This window comes from Pseudomonas sp. TWP3-1, from assembly GCF_049896625.1.
Classification (GTDB): domain Bacteria; phylum Pseudomonadota; class Gammaproteobacteria; order Pseudomonadales; family Pseudomonadaceae; genus Aquipseudomonas.
In genome coordinates this window covers 82,760-108,857 of record NZ_JAFCUQ010000017.1, presented here as the reverse complement: position 1 = coordinate 108,857, position 26,098 = coordinate 82,760, and the positions used below count along the sequence as shown (strand labels likewise).

The following is a 26,098-nucleotide window of genomic DNA, read 5'->3' as shown; positions in this document are numbered from 1 at the left end:
GCAGTAAGCCTTAGATGACGTCGCCCTTTCGTGAATTCAAGCGTCGGCCACTGCATTTTTTGGCCAATGCTCGGCGTGAGCCAGTGAAACCAAGGCTTCGCGCACTTGTATCGGCGTATGACACGGGGCTTGAAACGGCAGCCAGTACAGCGCCTGACCGATGCGCAGGTGCATGCCCTCAGTGTCGATCCCGGCCAGTTGCGCCGGCACGCTTTGCGGCAGACCGGCGAGTTCGACGTAATGCGCGATGGCTTTGGCGTGATCGCTGTTCATGTGCTCGACCATGCTGATCTCGGCCTTGCCAGCGAACGGGTTGGCCAGGGTCAGCTGATCGACCCAATGGATCGCACCGAACCCGCCGATGTAGCGATGGCGGACCGGATTGAGCACCCAGAAATCGAAGTCGTGGGCCTGGTGGTAGTTTTGCGAATCGGGGAAGTAGCGGTAGTAGCGCTCGGCGGCCGCTTCTTTTGCCGTCGGGTCTTCGAGCTTTTGCGCTTCAGCCAGATAGGTCAGCCGACCAACGGCCTGCACGTCATCGGCTTCACGCTCACCCACCAGCAGCGAGCACTTCGGATCTTTTTGCAGGTTGTGAGTGTGCTGGGCGATGCGGCTGATCAGGATCAGCGGCCGGCCCTGCTCATCCAGGCAATACGGAACTACCGAACCGAACGGGAAACCGGGCATCGATTTGGAGTGGGTCGAGAGGACCCCACGGTATTCCTTGAGAAGCAATTCTCGGGCATGCTTGGCCGCTTCAACGCTCAATTTATGACTCCTTAAATAGAATCCGTCGAAAAAACGGACAGGCGCATGGGATAAGTTTCCGCTGCGCCATCGGGGCAATTCTCATATGCAGCCAGCCACGGCCGGTGCAGATCGAGAGGCTCTCAAGGAGAACACCACTCAGACCTGCTATCGGGGCATGCGAATGCAACTCAACGACAAAGTAATCATTATCACTGGCGGTTGCCAAGGCTTGGGCCGCTCGATGGCCGAGTATTTCGCCGGCAAGGGCGCGAAGCTGGCGCTGGTTGACCTCAATCAGGAAAAACTCGATGACGCGGTTGCAGCCTGCAAGGCCAAGGGTGTCGAGGCGCGCAGCTATCTGTGCAACGTCGCCAACGAAGAGCAAGTGACGCACATGGTTGCTCAGGTGGCCGAAGACTTCGGCGCGATTCATGGCCTGATCAATAACGCCGGGATCCTGCGTGACGGCTTGCTGCTGAAGGTCAAGGACGGCGAAATGACCAAGATGAGCCTGGCGCAGTGGCAGGCGGTTATCGACGTCAACCTGACCGGCGTGTTCCTCTGCACTCGTGAAGTCGCGGCGAAAATGGTCGAACTGAAGAACAGCGGCGCGATCATCAATATCTCGTCGATCTCGCGCGCCGGTAACGTTGGCCAGACCAACTATTCAGCGGCCAAGGCTGGCGTCGCGGCGGCGACCGTGACCTGGGCCAAGGAACTGGCGCGTTACGGGATTCGCGTGGCGGGCATTGCGCCGGGCTTTATCGAGACCGAGATGACGCTGGGCATGAAGCCGGAAGCGCTGGAGAAGATGACGGCGGGGATTCCGCTCAAGCGTATGGGCAAGCCGGAGGAGATTGCGCACTCGGCGGCTTATATCTTCGAGAACGACTACTACACAGGTCGGATTCTGGAGATGGATGGCGGGTTGCGCATCTAACTGGCAACACATACCAAATGTGGGAGCGAGCTTGCTCGCGAATGCGTTGGATCAGGCAACTGATAGGTTGAATGACACACCGCTTTCGCGAGCAAGCTCGCTCCCACAGTTTTTTTCAGCGGCGCGGCAAAATCAATCGTCGCTGATGGTGATGTTCGGCATCGCCGGCGACGCCGCTTCCTGCAACACAATCCGCGCGCCAACGTGGCGGGCGAGTTCCTGATAGACCATGGCAATCTGGCTGTCTGGCTCGGCGATCACCGTTGGCTTGCCGCCATCGGCCTGTTCGCGGATCAGCATCGACAGCGGCAGCGAGGCCAGCAGTTCGACGCCGAACTGATTTGCCAGCTTCACGCCACCGCCCTCCCCGAACAGATGCTCCGCATGCCCGCAGTTCGAGCAGATGTGCACCGCCATGTTTTCCACCACACCAAGCACCGGAATGTTGACCTTGCGGAACATCTCCACGCCCTTGCGTGCATCGAGCAGCGCCAGATCCTGCGGGGTGGTGACGATTACCGCGCCGGCCACCGGGACTTTCTGCGCCAGGGTCAGCTGGATGTCGCCAGTGCCGGGCGGCATGTCGATCACCAGATAATCCAGATCGCCCCACGCGGTTTGCGTGACCAGTTGCAGCAGCGCACCGGAGACCATCGGCCCACGCCAGACCATCGGCGTGTTGTCGTCGGTCAGGAACGCCATCGACATCACTTCGACGCCGTGCGCTTGCAGCGGCACGAACCACTTCTGATCCTTGATCTGCGGACGTGTGCCCTCGGCAATACCGAACATGATGCCTTGGCTCGGGCCATAGATATCGGCATCGAGAATCCCGACTTTCGCGCCTTCACGGGCCAGTGCCAGTGCGAGGTTGGCGGCAGTGGTGGACTTACCGACGCCGCCCTTGCCGGACGCCACGGCGACCACGTTCTTGACGTTGGCCAGCCCCGGAATCTGCGCCTGCGCCTTATGCGCGGCGATCACCGAATTGACCTCGACCCGCGCCGTGGCCACGCCGTCGAGGTTTTCGATGGCCAGTTGCAGCAATTGCGCCCAGCCGCTCTTGAACAGACCGGCGGCATAACCGATTTCCAGCTGCACGCTGACGCGATCACCGTTGATTTCGATGTTGCGCACACAACCGGCGCTGACCGGATCCTGATTCAGGTAAGGGTCGGTGTATTGGCTGAGGACGGCTTCCACCGCTGCGCGAGTGACGGCACTCATGGGCAACTCCGATAACAAGACTGGAAAAGATGGCGGGTATCCTAACCCCTGACATTCATTGGTGGTGAGGGGATTTAGGTGTAGGGAAGGATTTACCTGTGGATAGGGGAATGACTGTGGAAAAGGGATTCTGTGGTGAGGGGATTTATCCCCGTTCGGCTGCGCAGCAGTCGCTGAACCACTGCACTCGGTATTCCTGACACACTGAGTGCGATGGTTTTGGGGTGGCTTCGCCACCCAACGGGGATAAATCCCCTCGCCACGGTTATCGCATCTGCCGCAATCGGAAACAGGCCTGTGGGGTGAAAAATATGCGCCAGCGCTTTATAGTGGCCGACCTCCGTTTCATCAAGTAGCGAAGCCCCATGTCCGAGCCACGCAAGATACTCGTCACCAGCGCCCTGCCCTACGCCAACGGTTCGATCCACCTTGGCCACATGCTGGAATATATCCAGACCGATATGTGGGTGCGCTTCCAGAAGCATCGCGGCAATCAATGCATCTATGTCTGCGCCGACGACGCCCACGGTTCGGCGATCATGCTGCGCGCAGAAAAGGAAGGCATCACCCCGGAACAACTGATCGCCAACGTCCAGGCTGAACACAGCGCCGACTTTGCCGAGTTCCTGGTCGATTTCGACAATTTCCACTCTACTCACGCAGAAGAAAACCGTGAGCTGTCGAGCCAGATCTACCTCAAGCTGCGTGACGCCGGGCACATTGCACAGCGCTCGATCACCCAGTATTTCGACCCGGAAAAGAAAATGTTCCTGGCCGACCGCTTCATCAAGGGCACTTGCCCGAAGTGCGGCACTGAAGACCAGTACGGCGACAACTGCGAAAAATGCGGCGCAACCTACGCGCCGACTGACTTGAAGGATCCGAAGTCGGCAATCTCTGGCGCCACCCCGGTGCTCAAGGATTCCCAGCACTTCTTCTTCAAGCTGCCGGATTTCCAGCAGATGCTGCAAACCTGGACCCGCAGCGGCACCTTGCAAGACGCCGTGGCCAACAAGATCGCCGAGTGGCTGGATGCTGGCTTGCAACAGTGGGACATCTCCCGCGACGCGCCGTACTTCGGTTTCGAGATCCCGGGCGAGCCGGGCAAATATTTCTACGTGTGGCTGGATGCGCCGATCGGCTACATGGCCAGCTTCAAGAACCTCTGCGACCGCACGCCGGAGCTGGACTTCGACGCGTTCTGGGGCAAGGACTCCACCGCCGAGCTGTACCACTTCATCGGCAAGGACATCGTCAACTTCCACGCGCTGTTCTGGCCGGCAATGCTTGAAGGCACGGGTTTCCGCAAGCCGACCGCGATCAACGTGCACGGCTACCTGACCGTCAATGGCCAGAAGATGTCCAAGTCGCGCGGCACGTTCATCAAGGCCCGCACGTATCTGGATCATCTGTCGCCAGAGTATCTGCGCTACTACTACGCGGCCAAACTTGGCCGTGGCGTGGATGACCTCGACCTGAACCTCGAAGACTTCGTGCAGAAGGTCAACTCGGATCTGGTTGGCAAAGTGGTCAACATCGCCAGCCGTTGCGCCGGTTTCATCCAGAAGGGCAACGCCGGTCTGCTGGTCGATACCAACGCCGCACCGGAACTGACCGAAGCCTTCCTCGCTGCCGCGCCAAGCATCGCTGATGCTTATGAAGCTCGCGACTTTGCCCGTGCCATGCGCGAAACCATGGCCCTGGCCGACCGCGCCAACGCGTGGATCGCCGACAAGGCACCGTGGTCGCTGAACAAGCAGGAAGGCAAGCAGGCTGAAGTCCAGGCGATCTGCGCCACCGCGATCAACCTGTTCCGCCAGTTGGTGATCTTCCTCAAACCGGTGCTGCCGCTGCTGGCCGCCGATGCCGAGGCATTCCTCAACGTCGCGCCGCTGACCTGGAACGACCACACCACCCTGCTGGCCAATCATCAGTTGAACGAGTTCAAGCCGCTGATGACCCGCATCGACCCGGTAAAAGTACAAGCCATGAGCGACGCCTCGAAAGAAGACCTGACCGCCAGCCAGACCGACACCGGCGCCGCTGCACCGGCCGGCAATGGCGAACTGGCCAAGGACCCGCTGTCGCCGGAAATCGACTTCGACGCGTTCGCCGCTATCGACCTGCGCGTGGCACTGATCGTCAAGGCTGAAGCCGTGGAAGGCGCGGACAAGTTGCTGCGTCTGACGCTGGACATCGGTGACGAGCAGCGCAACGTGTTCTCCGGGATCAAGAGTGCTTATCCAGACCCGTCGAAGCTTGATGGTCGCCTGACGATGATGATCGCCAACCTCAAGCCGCGCAAAATGAAGTTCGGCATCTCTGAAGGCATGGTCATGGCGGCCGGCCCGGGCGGTGAAGAAATCTACCTGCTCAGCCCGGACAGCGGCGCCAAGCCGGGTCAGCGCATCAAGTAAGACTGCGCGTTGACTGATCCCACCGGCGTGCTCCGTGCGCCTGTGGGATTTTTCATATGTGGGCGGATAATGCCTAACCTTGAGTGACACCCGCCCGTTTCTGCCGGCAGAACCATGACCGAACTCGTGCTTACGCTTTTCAGTGCTGCGCTGCTCAACAACTTCGTGTTGCACTGGCCGCTGGGCGTCGATCCGCTACTCGCGGCTGATCGGCGTCAGGTGCATGCGCTGGGTTTGGCGACGTTGTGCTTGATGCTGATGGTCGGCGTGCTCGGTTATGCGATCTGGCATTGGCTACTGGTGCCGCTGCAATTGCAGGCGTTGCGCCTGTTCGTGTTCCTGCCGCTGAGCGTGTTGCTGATCGCGCCGCTGCTTAAACTGCTGGCGCGTTGGCTGCCGACGTGGCGCTTCGACGGTTTGTGGCCGTTGCTGCTGGGCAATGCCGGCGTGTTGGGGTTGACGCTGATCAACGCCCAAGCAGACCGGGGCTTACTGCACGCGACAGCGCTGAGCCTCGGCGCGGGGCTGGGTTTCTGGCTGGTGTTGAGCCTGTTCTGCGATTTGCGTGAACGTACGGCGGATAACGATGTTCCACTGCCCTTCCGTGGCTTGCCGATCCTGTTGATCGGCGCCGGATTGATGGCCGTGGCTTTTCTCGGATTCAGTGGACTGATCAAAACATGAGTCTGATTCAATGCATCGATGCGCTGCTGCCGCAGACCCAATGCGGCAAGTGCGGGCATCCCGGATGCAAACCCTACGCTGAAGGCATCGCCGCCGGCGAGCCGATCAACAAGTGCCCGCCCGGTGGCGACGAAACCATTGCTGCGCTGGCCGAGTTGTTGAAGGTTCCGGTGTTGGGGCTGGACGTCACTCGTGGTGTGGCTCCACCGCAAGTCGCCTACATCCGCGAGGCCGAATGCATCGGCTGCACCAAATGCATTCAGGCCTGCCCGATTGATGCGATTGTCGGCGCGGCGAAACTGATGCACACGGTCATCATTGATGAATGCACCGGCTGTGACCTGTGCGTGGCGCCGTGCCCGGTGGATTGCATCGAGATGCATCCGTTGCCGCTGGGGACACTGCCGGTGATTGGCGGCCTCGCAGCGAGTCTTGAAGAGCTGCAGGAGCGCGCCGCCAAACGCGACCACGCCCGGCAACGCTTCGAGCGCCGCAATGCTCGACTGCAACGCGAGGAACAGCAGAAACAGGCCGACCGCGAAGCCCGCGCACAACGCGCGGCACTCGTAGCAACCACCACGCTCGATCCGGTGCAGGCAGCACTTGAGCGAGTGCGCGCGCAAAAAACCGTGGGCGCGGATGCTGCACTGAAGAAAGCCAAGATCGATGTGGCGATGAGCCGCGCGCAATTGAACAAGTCGCTGAAAGCCTTCGGTCATCCGCCGACTTTCGAACAGCAGTCGCAATTGATCGTACTGCAACAGCAGTTCGAGGCGGCAGAACGTGCACTGCACGCCGCCGAGCGGCAGGTGCAAGACCATGTCGCCCCTTGAGGCCCCGGACGCTCGCCTGCAACAGGCGATGAGGCTGGTGCTGCTGGCCACGCTGCCGGGGTTGCTCGCGTCGTTCTGGTTTTACGGCTGGGGCGTGTTGATCAATCTGATCTTGTGCGTGGCTGGCGCATTGGTCGTCGAGGCGCTGGTGGCAAGTCTGCGCGGGCAAGCGCTGCAACCGACATTGACCGACGGCAGCGCGCTGGTGACTGCGACCTTGCTGGCGCTGGCACTGCCGCCGTATTGTCCATGGTGGCTGACGGTCAGCGCGATCACTTCGGGCTTGTTGTTCGGCAAGCATGTGTATGGCGGCGTCGGCAGGAATCCGTTCAACCCGGCGATGCTGGGCTTCGCCCTGGCCATGGTCACCTTCGCGCAACCGATGACTCACTGGCCGGCGCATGGCATGGATCTGCTCGCGGCTTTGCAGCAGGTGTTCACTTTCGGGCAGGCACCGGATGCCTGGGTTCAGGCCACCGCGCTGGACAGTCTGCGTATCAACAAAAGCCTGACCATGGACGAGCTGTTTGCCGCCAATCAGGCTTTCGGGCGTTTCGGTGGGCGCGGTGTGGAATGGATCAATCTGGCGTTTCTTGCCGGAGGGCTGTTTCTGCTGCAACAGCGGGTAATTGGCTGGCACGCACCAGTTGGCATGCTCGCCAGTCTGTTTGTGATCAGCTTGCTGTGCTGGAACGGCTCGGGGTCGGATTCCCACGGCTCGCCACTGTTTCACCTGCTCAGCGGCGCAAGCATGCTTGGCGCGTTTTTCATCATCACCGAACCAGTGTCCGGGGCGAAAACCGCGCTCGCGCGCTTGCTGTTCGGTGTCGGTGTCGGGTTGCTGACTTATCTGATCAGAACCTGGGGCGGATATCCCGACGGCGTGGCGTTCGCGGTGCTGCTGATGAACTTGTGCGTACCGGCGCTTGAGCGCTTTGCCGCCGCACGTCAGGCCCGGGTGACGCCATGAACCATCGTCGCAGCCTGATCACGCTGGTGCTGCTGGCAGTAGCGGGTATCGCCGTGACTTACACGGTGTATCGGATCAATGCGCCGCAGATTGCTGCCGAACAACGTCTGATCGACAGCCGCAAGTTACTCGATGTTCTTGCGGCGGACAGTTACGACAATCAACCGCTGGAACAACCGCTGCCGCAGATCGATGTCAAGTTGAGCCACAGTTCTCTGGTGGCTGGCTATCGGGCGACCAAGGGCGGGCGCACGGTCGCGGTGCTCCTGCGCAGTCAGACTGAGGGTTATGCCGGGACGCTCGAATTATTGATCGCGATTGATTCCGACGGCAGATTGCTTGGGGTCAAAACACTGCGGCAGACCGAAACACCGGCACTCGGCGGACACATCGGTGACTGGCCGAATGGTTGGTTGCAGGCGTTTACCGGCAAATCATTGGATGCAGGTTGGGCATTGAAAAAGGATCAGGGGCAATTCGACCAGATGGCCGGCGCCACCGTCACTTCCCGCGCCGCGATCAACGCGATCCATGACGCTTTGCGCTATTTCGACGAGCACCGGCAAGCCTTCTCAGGGAGTGCGCCATGAACAGATCGGCGGCGCTGTCGAACTCGATGCTGCTGGTTCTGCTGCTTGGCGCTTCAGGATCAATAGCCAGCGCGCTGGCGATCCTGCTGATGTTCACGGTCGTCGTCGGTTTGTATCATCTGTGCATGAAGCCACTGCGCACGCGGCTGAGCGCCGCAAGTTTATTGCTCGCCAGTCTGCTGCTGGCGGCCACCCTGAGCAGTTGCGCAGACATCCTGCTGCAACGCTGGTCGTTGCAGTGGCATACGCCGGTCAGTCTCTATATCGGCCTGATCGGCCTGCAGTGCGTGCTGCTGGAACAGCATGGAATCTTTAGCCGGTCTGCGAGTGAGCGTCTGAGCCTGTACGGCCTCTTTGTCGGCTTGATGCTGACACTGGCCACATTGCGCGAATTGTTCGGCGAGGGTCTGCACCTGCTCACTTTGGCACCGGGTGCATTCATTGTGCTCGGACTCTTGCTCGCCGCCCGTCAGACCTGGAAACGCCCCGCCGCCCTACCCGAGGAAACGCATCGCCCATGAATGCCGCAAAACGTCTGGAAATTTTCCGCAGGCTGCACGAGGACAATCCCGAGCCCAAGACCGAATTGGCTTACTCCTCGGCGTTCGAACTGCTGATCGCGGTGATTCTGTCAGCGCAATCGACCGACGTCGGAGTGAACAAGGCGACGGCCAGGCTGTACCCAGTGGCCAATACGCCTGCAGCCATTTATGCGTTGGGCGTGGAAGGCTTGTCCGAATACATCAAGACCATTGGCCTGTACAACAGCAAGGCAAAAAACGTGATCGAGACCTGTCGCTTGCTGGTTGAGCGCCACGGCGGCGAAGTCCCGCAGACCCGAGAAGAACTGGAAGCCTTGCCCGGCGTAGGCCGCAAGACTGCCAATGTGGTGCTCAACACGGCTTTCCGCCAACTGACCATGGCCGTCGACACCCACATCTTCCGGGTGAGCAACCGCACGGGCATTGCCCCGGGCAAGAATGTGGTCGAAGTGGAAATGAAACTGATGAAGTTTGTACCCAAAGATTTTCTGCTCGATTCGCACCATTGGCTGATTCTCCACGGGCGCTACGTATGCCTCGCGCGCAAGCCGCGCTGTGGCAGTTGCCGGATCGAAGATTTGTGCGAGTACAAACAGAAAACCTCTGACGATTGAGCGGCTATTAGGTTTTTTCATTCTTCGATTGAAAAAATCTTTTTTACCCGCCGCCTGTTTATCGTTATAAGGGGCGCCAAAGGCAGTCTTAGCCTGGAGTGATTCTATGAGTACCGGCAAAGAGCAACTGGAAGCAGAAGACGATTTTATCCCCGTAGAAATTGACGATGCCGAACCCGTAGTCGAAGTAGCCAAGACCAACCTGAGCAAGCGCCGCACCATCGACAACATGCTTGAGGAGCGTCGTTTGCAAAAGCAATTGGCCGATTACGATTTTGACCTGTGAAACTTGAAAGCCTCCAGAAATGGAGGCTTTTCGCTTTCTACAGCAAGCTGATTTGATCTGCCCAGGATCGGTCAGCGAATAACCGGTCAGACCAAACCGTTACGCTGCGCCAGCTCGATCAGATCCACCAGTGAGCGAGCGTTGAGTTTCAATAACAGGCGGGTCTTGTAAGTACTCACGGTCTTGTTGCTGAGAAACATGCCGTCGGCAATTTCCTTGTTGGTTTTACCCCGCGCCAACTGTTGCAACACCATCATTTCTCGCCCGGAAAGACGATCGACCATGTCGGCTTCGCTGGCATTGCCCAAGCTGGTACGCACGGTGTGCAGAGCCTGGTTGGGAAAATAACTGTACCCGGACAGAACTGCCTTGATCGCACTTAGCAGTTCCGTCAGATCCTGTTGCTTGCAAACATACCCCGCAGCCCCCGATTGCATGCAGCGCATGGAGAAGTGCCCGGGCGCCTGGGAAGTCAACACCAGGACTTTCAGCGGCATGGCGGTCGAGGTCAGCCGCGCAATGACTTCCAGACCATCAAGTTTCGGTATGCCGATATCCAGAATAACGATATCGGGCATTTGGTCGCGCGCAAGTTGTAACGCATCCACTCCATTGTCTGTTTCTGCAATGACTTCGTAGCCATGACGTTCCATCAGCATACGTACCGCAAGACGAATGACGGGGTGATCATCCACGATCAGCACTTTATTCATGGGCAAGTCCAGTTTCGCTGTTCGAATTTTTAGAACCGGCACAATATCCTAGTGACTTCCCTTGTTGCACACCGCATCGCTCACGCACTTGCAGCGAGAGACATTCCCTACAGCTTTAATGGATTTATCCTACAAAAAAACCTTACTCGCCTCACTGACGGCAACACTAATGGTGTGGCCTTGCCTCGCAAACGTAAAAAACCGGCATCGAGACTACATGCTTGATGGAAAAAGCGCGCCCATCTCGTCCTTCTGATCGCGCTATACAAACGACACGAATTCATATCGGTCAACTATTACATCTGCGGCAGTCGATGCTACTTCGCCAAGTATCAGCAACTCGACAAACCTCTGATACAAGAGAACACTTTCAAAAAATCGACTTTTGCTATAAACACAGATTGCAGCAACTTGAACAACCAGAAGTACGAGCCAACCCACACTCAATGAACTTGACGAGCAATACGCCCCCATGGAACTCAAACATGATAAAGATCAAGAAAAAAATCCCGAACCCGATGACCATTATCGCCATATTCGCGGTCCTGTCAGAGTCATCAGCCGCGATTTCCCTGCCCTTCCTGGCAGACGAAGAAAGAGAAATTTACGTCTGGTTCCTGATCAGCTTTCCGTTTTACTTGTTGTTCCTTTTTTTCATGACCCTCAACTTCAACTACCGCTCGCTCTACGCGCCATCTGATTTCGAGACGGACGAAAGTTTCATTCAGGTCATAGATAGCAAAGAGCGCGATAACAGGAAACCTGGATCAACCGAACAGACACCTTGTGAGACAGCAGACTCTGCTCTATCTGACAGAACGCATAACATCGCAGACCCACCGACAAACTCTCAAGACACACTTGACCCCATGGCGCAGCACCATATAAACCTTCCAGACGCGATCAAGGAGTTGCACATTATAGATGCACGCACAATGACAGAAATAAACGAGCTTGGAGAAAGTCTAGAAAAAATACCGCCTACGGGAAAACGCATATCTCAAGTTGTCATATTTTTATCCAACGATGTTTCGGACAAATTTCTTACAACAGACAATTTGCGTGAGAGTAAACTTCCAAAGAAAGGCAGAGGCACTAGCTATTTCATTGTTTACAAGGTATGTACGCGAGTCGTGACTGCTCTCGGCAAATTTTGATGCATTGGCATTCGGGTTTGAGGCACAAAAAGATCAGCACACTGGCACGTAGGCCAAAAAACACGGAATTGAAAAAGGCGACCTTGTCCAATGACAAGGCCGCCTTCTTTAATTGCGCGTACGAGGGTCTTAGAACAGCTTGCGACCCTTGTTGGCGGCAATACGCATGCGCAGCGCGTTGAGCTTGATGAAGCCCGCCGCGTCGGCCTGGTTGTAAGCACCGCCGTCTTCTTCGAAGGTGGCGATGTTGGCGTCGAACAACGATTCGTCGGACTTGCGGCCGGTGACAATCACGTTGCCCTTGTACAGCTTCAGGCGCACAACGCCATTCACGTGGGCCTGAGAAGCATCGATCATCTGCTGCAGCATCAGACGCTCAGGGCTCCACCAGTAGCCGGTGTAGATCAGGCTGGCGTATTTCGGCATCAGCTCGTCTTTCAAGTGAGCGACTTCGCGGTCCAGAGTGATCGACTCGATGGCGCGGTGCGCGCGCAGCATGATGGTGCCGCCCGGGGTTTCGTAGCAGCCACGGGACTTCATGCCTACGTAGCGGTTCTCGACGATGTCGAGACGGCCGATACCATGGGCGCCACCGATCTGGTTCAGCGTCGCCAGCACGGTGGCCGGGGTCATTTCGACGCCGTCCAGTGCGACGATATCGCCGTTGCGGTAGGTCAGTTCCAGGTATTGCGCTTGGTCAGGAGCCTTCTCCGGGGAGACGGTCCATTTCCACATGTCTTCTTCGTGCTCGGTCCAGGTGTCTTCCAGCACGCCACCTTCATAGGAGATGTGCAGCAGGTTGGCATCCATCGAGTACGGGGATTTCTTCTTGCCGTGACGCTCGATCGGGATGTTGTGCTTTTCAGCGTAATCCATCAGCTTTTCACGCGAGAGCAGGTCCCATTCACGCCATGGCGCGATGACTTTCACGCCAGGCTTGAGCGCGTAGGCACCCAGCTCGAAACGTACCTGGTCGTTGCCTTTGCCGGTGGCGCCGTGGGAAATGGCGTCAGCGCCGGTTTCGTTGGCGATTTCGATCAGGCGCTTGGCGATCAGCGGACGTGCGATGGAAGTACCCAGCAGGTACTCGCCTTCGTAAACGGTGTTGGCGCGGAACATCGGGAATACGAAATCACGCACGAATTCTTCGCGCAGGTCGTCGATGTAGATTTCTTTGACGCCCATGGCCTGCGCCTTGGCGCGAGCTGGCTCGACCTCTTCGCCCTGACCGAGGTCAGCAGTGAAAGTCACTACTTCACAGTTATAAGTATCTTGCAGCCACTTGAGGATCACCGAAGTGTCCAGGCCGCCGGAATACGCCAGAACGACCTTGTTTACGTCCGCCATGCCATCACTCCACGGGGTTCTACGGAAAGCCGAGGAGTCTACCGCTCAAACGCGATAATTTACAGAGGCGCGACAGCTTAAGACGACAAAGCGACAGATTGTTTCGACAGCGCGACGATGACCGGCGAGTCAGGAAGTCGCCGCAGCGTTGGCAGGCGTGCTCGCGGTAGGTGCCGGAGCCGTGGTCGGCGCCACCCGTGCGAGGTGCACATTGACCCGGCGGTTCTTCGCCCGGTTACCCGCGTTGGTGTTCGGCACCAGCGGATAACGCTCGCCATGGAAGCGCACGGTGATCTGCGACTCCTGAATGCCGTTGGCCTTGAAGAAGTCGACCACGGCCAAGGCGCGACGGCGCGACAGTTCGCGGTTGGTCAGGCGATTGCCGCTGTTGTCGGAATGGCCGTCGAGCTCGATGTGATTGACCGTCGGATCGGCCTTCATGAATTCGAGCATGACTTGCAGCTTGGCTTTGGCGGCAGCGTCCAGTTCGACGCCTTCGCCGGGGAAGCCGATCTGCGATTGCTTGATCTGATCAAAATTCTGCGGCAGCAACTTTGCCACACACGTTTGGTAATCGTTGAACGCCTTGCTGAACTTGACCGGCAACAGACGCACTTCCGCCACCCGGCCATCGCCCGAGGCATGGCGGATCAGCGGGCTGCGGCCGTCCATCAAGCCGCTGATCAAACGTCCGGCCTGAGCCTGAGAACTGTTGAACAGCACGTTGCCGCTACCCAGCCTGACGGTCCCCAGATTGAGGTCGCCGCGCCCCGGTTGCCACGGCGCGGCGGCTGCCAGCAGGGTCGCCGATCCGCCACCGAGCATGGCGTTGTAGGCGTTGAGCCGGAAGGTCGCCTGCTCGCCGGCCTTGCGCACGAACTGCCCTGAGCCGAAATCGGTGATCGGCTGCGTCAAGCGGCATTCGAACTTGTCGCCCTCGACCGTCCACTCGATGTTCTCCAGACGTGTCTGGTACGTCAGCGCCATCGCCGGAAGGCTGACAAACACACTGAGCAAGGCTAAATAACGCTGGCGCACGGGAGGCTCCATCTGGCTTCTGCAACAAAAAGACCGATACACATATGTTTACGGCATACCTATGGGATATCGGACGCTTGTCTCAAAACTTGATAGCGAGTGCCTGAAGGAGTCTTTTCCGGTAGCATTCGCCTCAGTTTGACCCGCCTGGAATCCCCTCATGTCCGACCGCCTGACCCTGCTGCGTCCCGACGACTGGCACATTCATCTTCGCGATGGTGCCGTGTTGACCAATACCGTTGCGGATGTCGCGCGCACCTTTGGTCGCGCAATCATCATGCCCAACCTGGTACCGCCGGTGCGCAACGCCGCTGAAGCCGACGGCTATCGCCAGCGGATTCTCGCTGCCCGCCCGGCCGGCAGTGGTTTCGAGCCATTGATGGTGCTGTACCTCACCGACCGCACCCAGCCCGAAGAAATTCGTGAAGCCAAGGCCAGCGGTTTCGTGCACGCCGCCAAGCTGTATCCGGCCGGCGCCACCACCAACTCCGATTCCGGTGTCACCAGCATCGACAAGATTTTCCCGGCGATCGAGGCCATGGCCGAAGTCGGCATGCCGTTGTTGATCCACGGTGAAGTCACCCGTGGCGATGTCGACGTGTTCGACCGCGAAAAAATCTTCATCGATGAGCACATGCGCCGTGTGGTCGAGCGTTTTCCGACGCTCAAAGTGGTGTTCGAACACATCACCACCGCCGACGCCGTGCAGTTCGTCAATGAGGCTGCGGCCAACGTTGGCGCGACCATCACTGCGCATCACCTGCTGTACAACCGCAATCACATGCTGGTTGGCGGGATTCGGCCGCACTTCTATTGCCTGCCGATCCTCAAGCGCAATACCCATCAGGAAGCCCTGCTCGACGCCGCTACCAGCGGCAGCGCGAAGTTCTTTCTCGGCACCGACTCGGCACCGCACGCCCAGCACGCCAAGGAAGCCGCGTGCGGCTGTGCCGGCTGCTACACCGCGTACGCTGCCATCGAGATGTATGCCGAAGCCTTTGAACAGCGCAATGCGCTGGACAAGCTTGAAGCGTTTGCCAGCCTCAACGGCCCGCGTTTCTACGGCCTGCCGGTGAACACCGATCGCATTACCCTGGTTCGTGAAGAATGGACCGCCCCGACCAGCCTGCCATTCGGCGAGCTGACCGTTATCCCGCTGCGCGCCGGTGAAAAACTGCGCTGGCGCCTGCTGGAGGAACACGCGTGAGTGAAGACCATTTCGACGACGAACAGGAAGGTCAAGGTGGTGGCGGCTCCCGTCACCCGATGGCAGCACGCTTTCGCGGCTACCTGCCGGTTGTCGTCGACGTAGAAACCGGTGGCTTCAATTGCGCCACCGATGCGTTGCTGGAGATTGCCGCGACCACCATCGCCATGGATGAAAAGGGTTTCGTTTACCCGGACCACACCTACTTCTTCCGTGTCGAGCCGTTCGAAGGCGCCAACATCGAAGCGGCTGCGCTGGAGTTCACCGGGATCAAGCTGGATCATCCGTTGCGCATGGCCGTCAGTGAAGAAACCGCGTTGACCGACATCTTCCGTGGCATCCGCAAGGCGTTGAAAGCCAACGGCTGCAAACGGGCGATTCTGGTCGGCCACAACAGCAGCTTCGATCTGGGCTTCCTCAACGCCGCCGTCGCGCGGCTGGACATGAAGCGCAACCCGTTCCACCCGTTCTCCAGTTTCGATACCGCGACGCTGGCCGGTCTGGCGTACGGTCAGACCGTACTGGCGAAAGCCTGTCAGGCAGCCGACATCGATTTCGACGGTCGCGAGGCGCACTCCGCGCGTTACGACACCGAGAAAACCGCTGAGTTGTTCTGCGGCATCGTCAACCGCTGGAAACAGATGGGTGGCTGGGAAGACTTCAACGACTGATCGTCGAAGTTTTTCGCGCGCATGAAAAAACCGGCTCAAGAGCCGGTTTTTTTGTACCTCGACGTTGCGCCTTACAGGGCGGCAGCGTTCTCGGTCAGGTAAGCCGCAACGCCTTCTGGCGAAGCGTTCATGCCTTTGTCGCCTTTTTTCCAGTTGGCAGGGCAGACTTCGCCGTGCTCTTCGTGGAATTGCAGAGCGTCGACCAGACGGATCAGCTCTTCCATGTTACGGCCCAGCGGCAGGTCGTTGATGATCTGCGAGCGGACAACGCCCTTGTCGTCGATCAGGAACGCGCCACGGAAAGCTACGCCGCCTTCGGACTCAACGTCGTAAGCCTTGGCGATGTCGTGCTTCATGTCGGCAGCCATGGTGTATTTCACCTGACCGATGCCGCCATTGTTGACCGGGGTGTTGCGCCAGGCGTTGTGGGTGAAGTGCGAGTCGATCGAAACAGCGATCACTTCTACGTTGCGTGCCTTGAAGTCGGCCATGCGGTTGTCCAGAGCGATCAGCTCGGACGGGCAGACGAAGGTGAAGTCCAGCGGGTAGAAGAACACCAGGCCGTATTTGCCTTTGATGGCCGAGGACAGGGTGAAGCTGTCAACGATCTCGCCATTGCCGAGTACGGCCGGGACGGTGAAGTCTGGGGCTTGTTTGCCTACGAGTACGCTCATTGATATCTCCTGGTGTAAAAACTTGAAGTTCAGGGTCCGGGCCAGCCTGTCACCCTCAGGCGACAGCCCTGTGACACGAACCCCCTTCGCAAGGGCCGACCATCATACACTGCGAATTTGGCCTGTCCTCAACGGTTTTTTTGCACAAGTCGCGCTGGCCTCCGGCCATAAGACACCGTTCGTCAGGCATACCCGGATTTGGCGATAATCCGTTCCGAAAGCACTTTGACAATCATTCTCGTTAACATTAAGATCCATCGCAATTGAGTCACAACCAGCGACGGTTCTCACTTATGTATGTTTGTCTCTGCACTGGCGTCACCGACGGACAGATCCGCGAAGCGATCTATGAAGGTTGCTGCAGCTATAAAGAAGTTCGTCAGGCCACCGGCGTCGCCAGCCAATGCGGCAAATGTGCCTGCCTTGCCAAGGAAGTGGTTCGCGAAACCCTGACCAAGCTGCAAACCGCCCAGGCCGCGATCCCCTACCCGGTAGAATTTACTGCCGCGTAAATACCCCCTATTTCGAAAAACCGGACTTATGTCCGGTTTTTTTATGCCTGAAAATCAAATGCTTAGCGTCTAGACGCGGAACACAAACATTCTTATTCCGATTAATTTTCATTTATTATTCAATAACTTAGGTTTGACACTTATAAGAGCGCGGCTCAAACTCTGGCCCATATATAGCTATTACAGGGCAGGACTCCGATCATGAAAGGCGACATTACAGTCATCCAGCATCTCAACAAGATCCTTGCCAATGAGCTGGTCGCGATCAATCAGTACTTCCTGCATGCACGCATGTATGAAGATTGGGGTCTGAACAAGCTCGGCAAGCACGAATACAAAGAATCCATCGACGAGATGAAGCACGCGGACAAGCTGATCAAGCGCATCCTGTTCCTGGAAGGTCTGCCGAACGTGCAGGATCTGGGCAAGCTGCACATCGGCGAGCACACCAAGGAAATGCTTGAGTGCGATCTGCGTATCGAGAAAACCGGCCATGCTGATCTGAAAGCTGCGATCGCGCACTGCGAAACCGTTGCCGACTACGGCAGCCGTGAACTGCTTGAAGACATTCTCGAATCCGAAGAAGAACATATCGACTGGCTGGAAACTCAGCTGGGCCTGATCGATAAAGTCGGTCTTGAGAACTATCTGCAATCGCAGATGGGCGAAGACGAGTAAGTTAGCGTCCGCTAGTTTCGAGACACTAAAAAGCCCCGCCCTCTTTCGAGTGGCGGGGCTTTTTATTTGGCTGCAGATCAACAGATCGCAGCCTCGTGTCTCTCGACAGCTCCAACAGGGGAGCTAATCGATTCAGGCTTCAGTCTTGGCAGCAGCAGCTTCAACCGCAGCCTTGATGGTGCTTTGCAGCGAACCGTCGGCAGCCATTTCGATCATGATGTCGCTACCGCCGACCAGTTCACCACCAACCCACAGTTGTGGAAAAGTCGGCCAGTTGGCGTACTTCGGCAGGTTGGCGCGGATTTCCGGGTTCTGCAGGATGTCGACGTAGGCGAACTTCTCGCCACAGCCCATAACGGCCTGCGCGGCTTTCGCGGAGAAGCCACACTGCGGGGCATTCGGCGAGCCTTTCATGTAAAGCAGAATGGTGTTGTTGGCAATCTGCTCTTTAATCGTTTCGATGATATCCATGGAGCACCTCGGCTGAACTTTCCGACTCACGGGTCGGCACGGTGGCGCATTGTAACGGAATCCCGAGCGCGCTGCTCGGTCTCCCCGACAGACTTCCTCAAGCCGCCGCCACGGTCACCGGCACGCCATTCAGTGCCGCATTGCCTGACAGTTCGTCGAGCTGACACTCATCAGTCAAGTCATTCGCGCTGGAACCCGGCTGGCTACTGGCAATCGCCATCTGTACACCCGGCCGCGCATGCCCCCAACCGTGCGGCAGGCTGACCACGCCTTGCATCATGTCCAGACTGCCCACCACCTCGACCTCGATCTGCCCGACACGCGAACTCACGCGCACCAACTGCCCGTCAGTCAGACCGCGCGTGGCGAGGTCGTCCGGGTGCATCAACAGTTGATGACGCGGCTTGCCCTTCACCAGTCGATGGTAGTTGTGCATCCACGAGTTGTTGCTGCGCACATGCCGGCGGCCAATCATCAGCAACTCATCGGCGGCCGGCGCTTGTAATGCGGCGAACCGCGCGAGGTCGGCAAGAATCGCTGCCGGCGCAGCCTGAATGCGCTGATTGGCAGTCTTCAGACGCGGTGCAAGATTAGGTTTCAACGCACCCAGATCGATTCCGTGCGGATGATCGAACAGCGTCGCCAGCGATAACTTGAGCTCTGACGCGTCGCCATACATGCCCATGCGCAGGCCCATGTCGATCATCTTCGCCGGTGGCATGGTTGGCTTGAGTTCTTTCCCGGTCTTCTGCGCAAAGGCTTTCGCCAGGCCGACAAAGATTTCCCAGTCGTGCAAGGCGCCCTCGGGCTTGGCGAGGATTGCGCGATTGAAGCGCGTGACGTTGCGCACCGCGAACAGGTTGAACGTGGTGTCGTAGTGATCGTTCTCCAGCGCCGAAGTCGACGGCAGGATCAGGTCGGCGTAACGCGTGGTTTCGTTGATGTACAGGTCGATGCTGACCATGAACTCCAACCCATCCAGTGCTTGCTCGAGCTGCCGACCGTTGGGCGTGGAGAGGATCGGATTGCCGGCCACGGTGATCAACGCGCGGATCTGGCCCTCGCCTTCCGTGAGCATTTCTTCGGCCAGCGCAGAAACCGGTAATTCGCCGCCGTACTCGGGCCGCCCGGAGACGCGGCTCTGCCATTTGTTGAAATGCCCGCCTGAAGTAGTCGCCACCAGATCCACCGCCGGCTCGGTGCACAGCGCACCACCAACGCGGTCGAGGTTGCCGGTCACCAGGTTGATCAGTTGCACCACCCAATGGCACAGCGTGCCGAAGGCTTGAGTGGAAACGCCCATCCGCCCGTAACAGACAGCGCTCGGCGCAGCGGCAAAGTCGCGGGCCAATTGACGGATCTGCTCGGCCGGCACGGCGCACAAAGGGCTCATGGTTTCAGCGGTGAAACCCGCCACGGCGGCGCGCACTTCGTCCAGACCGTCGACCGGCAGATGACTGCCCCGCGCCAGGCCTTCGCTGAAAAGAGTATTGAGCACGCCAAACAACAACGCCGCATCGCCACCGGGACGCACGAACAAATGCTGATCGGCCATCGCCGCCGTTTCGCTGCGCCGCGGATCGACCACCACCACTTTGCCGCCGCGCGCCTGAATCGCCTTCAGGCGCTTCTCGACATCCGGCACGGTCATGATGCTGCCATTGGACGCCAGCGGATTACCGCCGAGGATCAGCATGAAATCAGTGTGGTCGATGTCCGGAATCGGCAGCAGCAAACCGTGGCCGTACATCAAATGACTGGTCAGGTGATGCGGCAGTTGATCGACCGAAGTCGCCGAGTAGCGGTTGCGGGTTTTCAGCAGCCCGAGGAAGTAGTTGCTGTGGGTCATCAGCCCATAGTTGTGCACGCTGGGATTGCCCTGATACACCGCCACCGCGTTCTGCCCATGCCGCTCCTGGATCGCCGCCAGCCGCTCGGCCACCAACGCGAACGCCTCATCCCACTCGATGGGCAGCCATTCGCTGCCGACCCGGCGCATCGGCTGACGCAAGCGATCCGGATCGTTCTGGATATCTTGCAGCGCCACCGCTTTGGGGCAGATATGCCCGCGGCTGAAAGTGTCCTGCGCATCGCCCTTGATCGAGGTGATCGCGACGGCGCCATCGGTTTCGCTGGTTTCGATGGTCAAGCCGCAGATGGCTTCACACAGATGGCAGGCACGGTGATGGAGAGTCTTGGTCATGGCCAGTCTCTGTATTGTTCTGGGCGGGCGATAACGCCTGCGGGAACAAAACTATGGCCCGTGTACCAGAGCTGCGCCAGCGACGTTCGTCTTGTGAATCGGCGGCCATCAGGCGCGCCGATAGCCCGGCGCGGTCAATTGGGAGTGGATTGTGGCGGCGGCGCCAGCTGGATTTCCTGAATGGTCTCAATCTGCTCGTGGGCGATGTGCACGCCGGTGAGTTCGCCGATCAGGCGCCAGTGTTCGTCGAGTCCGGCGCTGATGGTCGCCATGCGATCAATCATCTGGCGGCTGGCAGCCTTGACCACGTCGTCTTCGCTGCGCATCAATTCGAAGGACATGGACGTCATCGAGGCGGTGAGATGAGTCAGGGAGCGTGCCGTGTGGCCCAGCAATTCCATTAACAGTTGTTCTTTCGATTCCATGCGTAGGCATCCTGCGTCGCTCGTGGGGTTATTTATAACTCAGCACTTTGCTTTAGCAAATGTTTCAGCGCGCCATCCGACCAAGCGGCTCAGTGGCTCACCGGTCGCAAACCGACCCGGCCCGCACCATCCGCGGCGTGGCTGATTGCCAAGCGCGGTGGGGCCAGTGTACAAATGGCCTGCTGCCCCTGGCGAAGCTGACGATAAATCACAGCGTTCGCCCTGCTATCACACCGGCACACATTTACAAAAACCGTAGCCTATTGGAAAAACGCGACATTTAGTGTCAATATCGCGCCCTTCCCTATTTCGTCGCCCCGTGCGGCTTACGCCGCAGGTCTCGCCCGTTGTTCCGTTAGACAAGGCTTTGAGCATCTGCGGTTTGTAGCAAAAGGTAGTCAATGATGAGCGCAAGGCACTTTCTCTCCCTGATGGATTGCACGCCCGAAGAGCTGGTCAGCGTGATCCGTCGAGGCGTTGAGCTCAAGGACCTGCGTAACCGCGGCGTACTGTTCGAGCCTCTGAAAAACCGCGTGCTGGGGATGATCTTCGAGAAGTCCTCGACTCGCACCCGGATCTCGTTCGAAGCGGGCATGATCCAGCTCGGCGGCCAGGCGATTTTCCTCTCGCCGCGCGACACCCAACTGGGCCGTGGCGAGCCGATTGGCGACTGCGCGATCGTCATGTCGAGCATGCTCGATGCGGTGATGATCCGGACCTTTGCCCACAGCACCCTGACCGAATTCGCCGCCAACTCGCGCGTGCCAGTGATCAACGGCTTGTCCGATGACCTGCACCCGTGCCAGTTGCTGGCCGACATGCAGACCTTCCTTGAGCACCGCGGCTCGATTCAGGGCAAGACCGTGGCCTGGATCGGCGACGGCAACAACATGTGCAACAGCTATATAGAAGCGGCGATCCAGTTCGACTTCCAGTTGCGCATTGCCTGCCCGGAAGGCTACGAGCCGAACGCGGAATTCGTGGCCAAGGCCGGCGATCGTGTGACCATCGTCCGCGATCCGAAAGATGCCGTGCGCGGTGCGCATCTGGTCAGTACCGACGTCTGGACCTCGATGGGCCAGGAAGAGGAAACCGCCAAGCGCCTCAAGCTGTTCGCGCCGTATCAGGTCAATCGTGCCCTGCTCGATCTGGCGGCCGAGGACGTGCTGTTCCTGCACTGCCTGCCCGCGCACCGCGGCGAAGAAATCAGCCTCGACCTGCTTGATGACCCGCGCTCCGTCGCCTGGGATCAGGCAGAAAACCGTCTCCACGCACAGAAGGCGCTGCTCGAATTCCTCGTCGAGCCGGCATATCACCACGCATGAGCCATGAATTACTGCTGAACCTGCGCAACCTCGCTTGCGGCTATCAGGACCAACGTGTGGTGCAGAACCTCAATCTGCACCTGAACGCCGGCGATATTGGCTGCTTGCTCGGTTCGTCCGGCTGCGGCAAGACCACCACGCTGCGTGCGATTGCCGGTTTCGAACCGGTGCACGAAGGTGAAATCCAGCTCGGCGGTGAAGTCATCTCCAGCGCCGGTTTCACCCTCGCCCCGGAAAAACGCCGGATTGGCATGGTGTTCCAGGATTACGCGCTGTTCCCGCACCTGAGCGTCGCGGACAATATTGCTTTTGGCATTCGCAAGCACCCGCAAAAAGAGCGCGTCACCGAAGAGCTGCTGGAACTGGTCAACCTGAAGAACCTCGGCAAACGCTTCCCGCACGAGTTGTCCGGCGGCCAGCAGCAACGCGTCGCCCTCGCCCGCGCCTTGGCGCCGGAGCCGCAACTGCTGTTACTCGACGAGCCGTTTTCCAACCTCGATGGCGAACTGCGACGCAAGCTCAGTCACGAAGTGCGCGACATCCTCAAAGCGCGCGGCACCAGCGCGATTCTGGTAACCCACGATCAGGAAGAAGCCTTCGCCGTCAGCGATCACGTTGGCGTGTTCAAGGAAGGTCGGCTGGAGCAGTGGGATACGCCCTACAACCTCTATCACGAACCGGCTACACCTTATGTCGCCAGTTTCATCGGTCAGGGTTATTTCATTCGCGGCCAACTCGCCAGCCCGGAATCGGTGCAGACCGAACTCGGCGAACTGCGCGGCAATCGTGCTTACACCTGGCCAATTGGCGGTGCCGTGGATGTGTTGCTGCGTCCGGATGACATTGTTTATGCGCCGGACAGCTCGTTGAAAGCGCGGATTGTCGGCAAGACGTTCCTCGGTGCATCGACCCTGTACCGCCTGCAACTGCCGACAGGCGCGCAGCTGGAATCGATTTTCCCGAGTCATGCTGATCACCAGGTCGGTGCAGAGGTGGGGATTCGTGTGGTGGCTGAGCACTTGGTGCTGTTTCAGGCATCGGGGAGCACGGCAGCACAAATCCTTGCAGTGGAAAGCGGCGTGCGCCGGTACAGCGCAGCACTGTAATCTCTGTGGGGTGAGTCCTTGTGGCGAGGGGATTTATCCCCGTTGGGTCGCGCAGCGGCCCTGGACGCTGCGACTGCTGCGCAGCCGAACGGGGATAAATCCCCTCGCCACAGAGGCTAGCTCCCACAGTTGTTTCGGGGTTAGCCGAGCAAAAGTGTACCGCTGGCAACCAGCGTTGCATGCCCGCCAATCTTCACCCGGTCACCCTCCAGCCGACAAACCAGCTCCCCGCCCCGCGCCGAACGCTGGCACGCGGTCAGACTGGTTTTGCCCAGACGCTTCGACCAGTACGGAATCAGGCTGCAATGGGTCGAGCCGGTCACCGGATCTTCGTTGATGCCAATCGCGGGGGCGAAATAGCGCGAGACAAAATCATGCTGATCACCACGCGCTGTAACGATGGCGCCCAGCCACGGCAGCTTGGCCAACGCGACCATGTCCGGTGTGCAATCGAGCACCGCCTGCTCCGACTCCAGCACCACGAACAATTCGTTTGACCCCAGCACCTCTACCGCTGCGACACCCAGCGCGCGCTCGACATCCTGAGCCATATCGACTTCCGACAGCTCGATCACCGGAAAATCCAGCCACAGCCGCCCCTCCTCACGACTGACACTCAACGGCCCGGACTTGCTGATGAAGTCCAGACGCTCGGCGGTTTCCTTGTAGATCTCGAACAACACGTAAGCACTGGCCAACGTCGCATGCCCGCACAACGGCACTTCGGTGGTCGGGGTGAACCAGCGGATATGCCACGCCTGGCCTTCGCGCACCAGAAATGCGGTTTCCGCCAGATTGTGCTCGGCGGCGATTTTCTGCATCAGCTCATCGGCAAGCCAGGCGTCGAGGCGATAAACCATCGCCGGATTACCACTGAACGGCCGATCACTGAAGGCGTCGACCTGATGAAATTCCAGCTGCATAACGTTCTCCCTGAGTCAGTGGGCGCAGCATGCAGCGCCAGCCTGATCAGCACCAGTGACAGTGCCGGGGAATTTTCTGCATACAGCCTTCAAGTACGCCCGATATCAGCGAATTTGGCTTGAGTGTGTTCAGCCAGCACCGCAGGTGCCAACTCGACTTCAAGCCCGCGGCGACCGGCGCTGACATAAATAGTCGCAAAAGCCTGAGCGGAATTATCGATGTAGGTGCGCAAGCGTTTTTTCTGCCCTAGCGGACTAATGCCGCCCAACAGGTAACCGGTCGAACGCTGGGCTGCAGCAGGGTCAGCCATTTCGACTTTTTTCACGCCGGCCGCGTGTGCCAGTCCCTTGAGGTCGAGGGTTCCGACGACCGGCACCACGGCAACCAATAACTCGCCTTTTTCACTCGCCGCCAGCAGCGTCTTGAACACCTGCGCCGGGGCCAGCCCGAGTTTCTCTGCGGCCTCCAGCCCATAGGACGCGGCCTTCGGGTCATGTTCGTAACTGTGCACGCGATGTTCGGCACGAACTTTTTTCAACAAGTCCAACGCAGGCGTCATGGCAGCTCCAGGCTCGGCAGTCAGTGAAAAATGCTGCGTCGGATTCTAGGACAACCAAGCACAAAAGGCTCTAGCACACCCCGTGTTTCCCGTGGCTTGCGTGCAATCAACCAGAAAGTTAGCCGCGACAACCGCGCGATCATTCACAAGGCTGATAGTTACATTGTGACCGACAGTTCACTTTCGACCTTTGACAGCAGTGTTTCTTGTCTATATTTTTTCGAATCTGAATAATGTAAGAATTGTTACTTGTGCAGCACCCAGCAGTAGACCGAGAACAGGATGGGGATCCTGCCTCGGGGAAAATCGCGCCTTGCCCTGATGGCAAGCGCGCCAGACAACAACAAAAACGAGGTTTTCAATGACAACTGCTTTACAGCAACCATCGCTTTCGAGCCAATGCATGGCGGAATTTCTGGGTACTGCGCTGCTGATCTTTTTCGGCACTGGCTGCGTCGCTGCGCTCAAGGTCGCGGGTGCCAGCTTCGGCCTATGGGAAATCAGCATCATCTGGGGCGTCGGCGTGAGCATGGCGATCTACCTCACCGCCGGCGTTTCCGGCGCGCATCTGAACCCTGCCGTGAGTATCGCCCTGAGCATTTTCGCCGACTTCGAAAAGCGCAAACTGCCGTTCTATATCCTCGCGCAGATTGCCGGTGCCTTCTGCGGCGCGCTGCTGGTGTACACGCTGTACAGCAACCTGTTCTTCGATTACGAACAAACTCACCACATGGTTCGCGGCACACAGGCGAGCCTGGAACTGGCATCGGTGTTCTCCACCTTCCCTAATCCTGCGCTGTCCACCGCTCAGGCATTTCTGGTCGAGATGATCATCACCGCGATCCTGATGGGCGTGATCATGTCCCTGACCGACGACAACAACGGCTTGCCGAAAGGCCCGCTGGCACCGCTGCTGATCGGTTTGCTGATCGCGGTGATCGGCAGTTCGATGGGCCCGCTGACCGGTTTCGCGATGAACCCGGCGCGTGACTTCGGTCCGAAACTGATGACTTTCTTCGCTGGCTGGGGTGAAGTCTCCTTCACCGGCGCGCGTGAAATTCCGTACTTCCTGATTCCGATTTTTGCACCGATTGTCGGTGCCTGCCTCGGCGCTGCCGGGTATCGCGGGCTTATCGCCCGTCACCTGACCGGCGCCACACCTGCTACAAAGGATGCAGAACCGGCCATTGACGGCAAACCAAGAACTTCTTGAAACAGTCGGCGCGGGCTCCTGC

At 58.7% G+C, this 26,098-nt stretch carries 27 protein-coding genes and 1 pseudogene; 17 read left to right on the top strand and 11 right to left on the bottom strand.

From position 1 onward, the window contains the following. Positions 1 to 36: 36 nt before the first annotated feature. On the bottom strand, positions 37 to 768 hold the full coding sequence (locus ACP7BN_RS21535) for a HugZ family protein (RefSeq protein ID WP_426205995.1): 732 nt from the start codon (positions 766 to 768) through the stop codon (positions 37 to 39). Positions 769 to 931: 163 nt separating this feature from the next. Here ACP7BN_RS21535 and ACP7BN_RS21530 point away from each other — a divergent pair, with 163 nt between their 5' ends. Further along, entirely contained in the window at positions 932 to 1,690 is a 759-nt protein-coding gene (locus ACP7BN_RS21530) for an SDR family oxidoreductase (RefSeq protein WP_426205994.1), read from the top strand. A gap of 132 nt (positions 1,691 to 1,822) precedes the next feature. Here ACP7BN_RS21530 and apbC read toward each other — a convergent pair whose 3' ends face one another. Then, positions 1,823 to 2,917, bottom strand: a complete 1,095-nt coding sequence (gene apbC / locus ACP7BN_RS21525) for an iron-sulfur cluster carrier protein ApbC (RefSeq protein WP_426205993.1) — start codon at positions 2,915 to 2,917, stop codon at positions 1,823 to 1,825. Positions 2,918 to 3,282: 365 nt separating this feature from the next. Here apbC and metG point away from each other — a divergent pair, with 365 nt between their 5' ends. From metG to ACP7BN_RS21485, 8 genes and pseudogenes are all read left to right on the top strand, one after another. Continuing rightward, positions 3,283 to 5,334 carry a methionine--tRNA ligase gene (gene metG / locus ACP7BN_RS21520; RefSeq protein ID WP_426205992.1) on the top strand — a complete coding sequence of 684 codons (2,052 nt, stop codon included), beginning with the start codon at positions 3,283 to 3,285 and terminating at the stop codon, positions 5,332 to 5,334. Between the two features lie 114 nt (positions 5,335 to 5,448). Next, positions 5,449 to 6,018, top strand: coding sequence for an electron transport complex protein RnfA (locus tag ACP7BN_RS21515; protein ID WP_426205991.1), 570 nt, complete (start codon positions 5,449 to 5,451; stop codon positions 6,016 to 6,018). A 17-nt stretch (positions 6,019 to 6,035) separates the two neighbouring features. Continuing rightward, positions 6,036 to 6,410, top strand: a pseudogene (locus ACP7BN_RS21510) (RnfABCDGE type electron transport complex subunit B); the annotation flags it as partial. Between the two features lie 427 nt (positions 6,411 to 6,837). Continuing rightward, entirely contained in the window at positions 6,838 to 7,821 is a 984-nt protein-coding gene (locus ACP7BN_RS21505) for an RnfABCDGE type electron transport complex subunit D (RefSeq protein ID WP_426205990.1), read from the top strand. Next, entirely contained in the window at positions 7,818 to 8,411 is a 594-nt protein-coding gene (locus ACP7BN_RS21500; RefSeq protein WP_426205989.1) for an RnfABCDGE type electron transport complex subunit G, read from the top strand. Before ACP7BN_RS21505 ends, ACP7BN_RS21500 begins: the two co-directional genes overlap by 4 nt. Further along, a complete protein-coding gene (locus tag ACP7BN_RS21495) occupies positions 8,408 to 8,932 on the top strand; it encodes an Rnf-Nqr domain containing protein (protein WP_426205988.1) in 525 nt (174 codons plus the stop codon). Before ACP7BN_RS21500 ends, ACP7BN_RS21495 begins: the two co-directional genes overlap by 4 nt. After that, complete coding sequence (nth, locus tag ACP7BN_RS21490; RefSeq protein ID WP_420646216.1) at positions 8,929 to 9,567, top strand: endonuclease III; 639 nt, start codon at positions 8,929 to 8,931, stop codon at positions 9,565 to 9,567. Before ACP7BN_RS21495 ends, nth begins: the two co-directional genes overlap by 4 nt. Positions 9,568 to 9,673: 106 nt before the next feature. Continuing rightward, positions 9,674 to 9,853, top strand: a complete 180-nt coding sequence (locus ACP7BN_RS21485; RefSeq protein WP_420646215.1) for a PA3496 family putative envelope integrity protein — start codon at positions 9,674 to 9,676, stop codon at positions 9,851 to 9,853. An 86-nt stretch (positions 9,854 to 9,939) separates the two neighbouring features. On the opposite strand, the gene ACP7BN_RS21480 is transcribed toward ACP7BN_RS21485, so the two are convergent. Beyond that, on the bottom strand, positions 9,940 to 10,566 hold the full coding sequence (locus ACP7BN_RS21480; RefSeq protein WP_108592726.1) for a response regulator transcription factor: 627 nt from the start codon (positions 10,564 to 10,566) through the stop codon (positions 9,940 to 9,942). Positions 10,567 to 11,051: 485 nt separating this feature from the next. Here ACP7BN_RS21480 and ACP7BN_RS21475 point away from each other — a divergent pair, with 485 nt between their 5' ends. Continuing rightward, the gene (locus ACP7BN_RS21475; RefSeq protein WP_426205987.1) at positions 11,052 to 11,723 is read left to right on the top strand and encodes a hypothetical protein; all 672 of its coding nucleotides are present in this window, start codon (positions 11,052 to 11,054) and stop codon (positions 11,721 to 11,723) included. A 129-nt stretch (positions 11,724 to 11,852) separates the two neighbouring features. Here ACP7BN_RS21475 and ACP7BN_RS21470 read toward each other — a convergent pair whose 3' ends face one another. After that, positions 11,853 to 13,070: an argininosuccinate synthase gene (locus ACP7BN_RS21470; RefSeq protein ID WP_420646213.1), complete on the bottom strand. Its 1,218-nt coding sequence runs from the start codon at positions 13,068 to 13,070 to the stop codon at positions 11,853 to 11,855. Positions 13,071 to 13,199: 129 nt separating this feature from the next. After that, the gene (locus ACP7BN_RS21465; RefSeq protein ID WP_426205986.1) at positions 13,200 to 14,108 is read right to left on the bottom strand and encodes a flagellar protein MotY; all 909 of its coding nucleotides are present in this window, start codon (positions 14,106 to 14,108) and stop codon (positions 13,200 to 13,202) included. A 160-nt stretch (positions 14,109 to 14,268) separates the two neighbouring features. Between ACP7BN_RS21465 and pyrC the strand changes: the two genes are divergently transcribed. Together pyrC and rnt are read left to right on the top strand one after the other, a co-directional pair. Further along, positions 14,269 to 15,315, top strand: coding sequence for a dihydroorotase (gene pyrC / locus ACP7BN_RS21460; protein ID WP_426205985.1), 1,047 nt, complete (start codon positions 14,269 to 14,271; stop codon positions 15,313 to 15,315). After that, on the top strand, positions 15,312 to 15,986 hold the full coding sequence (gene rnt, locus ACP7BN_RS21455) for a ribonuclease T (protein ID WP_426205984.1): 675 nt from the start codon (positions 15,312 to 15,314) through the stop codon (positions 15,984 to 15,986). Before pyrC ends, rnt begins: the two co-directional genes overlap by 4 nt. A 71-nt stretch (positions 15,987 to 16,057) precedes the next feature. Here the strand turns inward: rnt and ACP7BN_RS21450 are convergent, their stop codons facing one another. Next, positions 16,058 to 16,660, bottom strand: a complete 603-nt coding sequence (locus ACP7BN_RS21450) for a peroxiredoxin (RefSeq protein ID WP_003227723.1) — start codon at positions 16,658 to 16,660, stop codon at positions 16,058 to 16,060. Between the two features lie 293 nt (positions 16,661 to 16,953). Between ACP7BN_RS21450 and ACP7BN_RS21445 the strand changes: the two genes are divergently transcribed. Then, entirely contained in the window at positions 16,954 to 17,172 is a 219-nt protein-coding gene (locus tag ACP7BN_RS21445) for a bacterioferritin-associated ferredoxin (RefSeq protein WP_003227725.1), read from the top strand. A 201-nt stretch (positions 17,173 to 17,373) separates the two neighbouring features. After that, a complete protein-coding gene (gene bfr / locus ACP7BN_RS21440) occupies positions 17,374 to 17,850 on the top strand; it encodes a bacterioferritin (protein ID WP_426205983.1) in 477 nt (158 codons plus the stop codon). A 132-nt stretch (positions 17,851 to 17,982) separates the two neighbouring features. On the opposite strand, the gene grxD is transcribed toward bfr, so the two are convergent. The 3 genes from grxD to ACP7BN_RS21425 form a co-directional block, all read right to left on the bottom strand. Then, positions 17,983 to 18,321, bottom strand: a complete 339-nt coding sequence (grxD, locus tag ACP7BN_RS21435; RefSeq protein ID WP_420646208.1) for a Grx4 family monothiol glutaredoxin — start codon at positions 18,319 to 18,321, stop codon at positions 17,983 to 17,985. 97 nt (positions 18,322 to 18,418) lie between these two features. Continuing rightward, a complete protein-coding gene (locus ACP7BN_RS21430; protein ID WP_426205982.1) occupies positions 18,419 to 20,524 on the bottom strand; it encodes a molybdopterin oxidoreductase family protein in 2,106 nt (701 codons plus the stop codon). Between the two features lie 134 nt (positions 20,525 to 20,658). Next, positions 20,659 to 20,949, bottom strand: coding sequence for a hypothetical protein (locus ACP7BN_RS21425; RefSeq protein WP_420646206.1), 291 nt, complete (start codon positions 20,947 to 20,949; stop codon positions 20,659 to 20,661). Positions 20,950 to 21,353: 404 nt separating this feature from the next. Between ACP7BN_RS21425 and argF the strand changes: the two genes are divergently transcribed. Next, positions 21,354 to 22,274, top strand: a complete 921-nt coding sequence (gene argF / locus ACP7BN_RS21420) for an ornithine carbamoyltransferase (RefSeq protein WP_426205981.1) — start codon at positions 21,354 to 21,356, stop codon at positions 22,272 to 22,274. After that, positions 22,271 to 23,380: an ABC transporter ATP-binding protein gene (locus ACP7BN_RS21415; protein WP_426205980.1), complete on the top strand. Its 1,110-nt coding sequence runs from the start codon at positions 22,271 to 22,273 to the stop codon at positions 23,378 to 23,380. The genes argF and ACP7BN_RS21415 overlap by 4 nt, the downstream gene beginning before the upstream one ends. A 140-nt stretch (positions 23,381 to 23,520) precedes the next feature. Here ACP7BN_RS21415 and ACP7BN_RS21410 read toward each other — a convergent pair whose 3' ends face one another. Both ACP7BN_RS21410 and ybaK read right to left on the bottom strand, forming a co-directional pair. After that, on the bottom strand, positions 23,521 to 24,303 hold the full coding sequence (locus ACP7BN_RS21410) for a PhzF family phenazine biosynthesis protein (RefSeq protein WP_426205979.1): 783 nt from the start codon (positions 24,301 to 24,303) through the stop codon (positions 23,521 to 23,523). An 89-nt stretch (positions 24,304 to 24,392) separates the two neighbouring features. After that, a complete protein-coding gene (gene ybaK / locus ACP7BN_RS21405; protein WP_426205978.1) occupies positions 24,393 to 24,863 on the bottom strand; it encodes a Cys-tRNA(Pro) deacylase in 471 nt (156 codons plus the stop codon). A 361-nt stretch (positions 24,864 to 25,224) separates the two neighbouring features. On the opposite strand from ybaK, the gene ACP7BN_RS21400 reads away from it, so the two are divergent. Then, positions 25,225 to 26,076: an MIP/aquaporin family protein gene (locus ACP7BN_RS21400; RefSeq protein ID WP_420651208.1), complete on the top strand. Its 852-nt coding sequence runs from the start codon at positions 25,225 to 25,227 to the stop codon at positions 26,074 to 26,076. Positions 26,077 to 26,098 lie beyond the last annotated feature (22 nt).

Bases quoted from the DNA above. Each gene is read 5' to 3' on its own strand.
- ACP7BN_RS21530 (WP_426205994.1), top strand. From the start codon at position 932: ATGCAACTCAACGACAAAGTAATCATTATCACTGGCGGTTGCCAAGGC.
- apbC (WP_426205993.1), bottom strand. From the start codon at position 2,917: ATGAGTGCCGTCACTCGCGCAGCGGTGGAAGCCGTCCTCAGCCAATAC.
- metG (WP_426205992.1), top strand. From the start codon at position 3,283: ATGTCCGAGCCACGCAAGATACTCGTCACCAGCGCCCTGCCCTACGCC.
- ACP7BN_RS21515 (WP_426205991.1), top strand. From the start codon at position 5,449: ATGACCGAACTCGTGCTTACGCTTTTCAGTGCTGCGCTGCTCAACAAC.
- ACP7BN_RS21505 (WP_426205990.1), top strand. From the start codon at position 6,838: ATGTCGCCCCTTGAGGCCCCGGACGCTCGCCTGCAACAGGCGATGAGG.
- ACP7BN_RS21500 (WP_426205989.1), top strand. From the start codon at position 7,818: ATGAACCATCGTCGCAGCCTGATCACGCTGGTGCTGCTGGCAGTAGCG.
- ACP7BN_RS21495 (WP_426205988.1), top strand. From the start codon at position 8,408: ATGAACAGATCGGCGGCGCTGTCGAACTCGATGCTGCTGGTTCTGCTG.
- nth (WP_420646216.1), top strand. From the start codon at position 8,929: ATGAATGCCGCAAAACGTCTGGAAATTTTCCGCAGGCTGCACGAGGAC.
- ACP7BN_RS21485 (WP_420646215.1), top strand. From the start codon at position 9,674: ATGAGTACCGGCAAAGAGCAACTGGAAGCAGAAGACGATTTTATCCCC.
- ACP7BN_RS21480 (WP_108592726.1), bottom strand. From the start codon at position 10,566: ATGAATAAAGTGCTGATCGTGGATGATCACCCCGTCATTCGTCTTGCG.
- ACP7BN_RS21475 (WP_426205987.1), top strand. From the start codon at position 11,052: ATGATAAAGATCAAGAAAAAAATCCCGAACCCGATGACCATTATCGCC.
- ACP7BN_RS21470 (WP_420646213.1), bottom strand. From the start codon at position 13,070: ATGGCGGACGTAAACAAGGTCGTTCTGGCGTATTCCGGCGGCCTGGAC.
- pyrC (WP_426205985.1), top strand. From the start codon at position 14,269: ATGTCCGACCGCCTGACCCTGCTGCGTCCCGACGACTGGCACATTCAT.
- ACP7BN_RS21450 (WP_003227723.1), bottom strand. From the start codon at position 16,660: ATGAGCGTACTCGTAGGCAAACAAGCCCCAGACTTCACCGTCCCGGCC.
- ACP7BN_RS21445 (WP_003227725.1), top strand. From the start codon at position 16,954: ATGTATGTTTGTCTCTGCACTGGCGTCACCGACGGACAGATCCGCGAA.
- bfr (WP_426205983.1), top strand. From the start codon at position 17,374: ATGAAAGGCGACATTACAGTCATCCAGCATCTCAACAAGATCCTTGCC.
- grxD (WP_420646208.1), bottom strand. From the start codon at position 18,321: ATGGATATCATCGAAACGATTAAAGAGCAGATTGCCAACAACACCATT.
- ACP7BN_RS21430 (WP_426205982.1), bottom strand. From the start codon at position 20,524: ATGACCAAGACTCTCCATCACCGTGCCTGCCATCTGTGTGAAGCCATC.
- ACP7BN_RS21425 (WP_420646206.1), bottom strand. From the start codon at position 20,949: ATGGAATCGAAAGAACAACTGTTAATGGAATTGCTGGGCCACACGGCA.
- argF (WP_426205981.1), top strand. From the start codon at position 21,354: ATGAGCGCAAGGCACTTTCTCTCCCTGATGGATTGCACGCCCGAAGAG.
- ACP7BN_RS21415 (WP_426205980.1), top strand. From the start codon at position 22,271: ATGAGCCATGAATTACTGCTGAACCTGCGCAACCTCGCTTGCGGCTAT.
- ACP7BN_RS21410 (WP_426205979.1), bottom strand. From the start codon at position 24,303: ATGCAGCTGGAATTTCATCAGGTCGACGCCTTCAGTGATCGGCCGTTC.
- ybaK (WP_426205978.1), bottom strand. From the start codon at position 24,863: ATGACGCCTGCGTTGGACTTGTTGAAAAAAGTTCGTGCCGAACATCGC.
- ACP7BN_RS21400 (WP_420651208.1), top strand. From the start codon at position 25,225: ATGACAACTGCTTTACAGCAACCATCGCTTTCGAGCCAATGCATGGCG.